Source organism: Neisseria sp. P0008.S010 (assembly GCF_051962715.1).
Classification (GTDB): domain Bacteria; phylum Pseudomonadota; class Gammaproteobacteria; order Burkholderiales; family Neisseriaceae; genus Neisseria; species Neisseria elongata.
Window position 1 is genome coordinate 1 of the sequence record NZ_JBQCVA010000415.1, and the last position, 239, is coordinate 239.

Genomic DNA, 239 nt, shown 5'->3' on the forward strand with positions numbered 1-239 from the left:
AAGCGTGCGTAGGCGGCTTTATAAGTCGGAAGTGAAAGCCTGGGGCTCAACCCCAGAATTGCTTTCGATACTGTAAAGCTAGAATACCAGAGGGGATGGCGGAATTCCTAGTGTAGAGGTGAAATTCGTAGATATTAGGAGGAACACCGGTGGCGAAGGCGGCCATCTGGCTGGTTATTGACGCTGTTGCACGAAAGCGTGGGGAGCAAACAGGATTAGATACCCGAGTAGTCCTGTCT

The 239-nt window shown here is 51.0% G+C and carries 1 rRNA gene; it reads left to right on the forward strand.

Features of this window, described 5'->3' with window-relative positions:
- Positions 1–239 (forward strand): 16S ribosomal RNA (locus ACTHSL_RS14145); the annotation flags it as partial.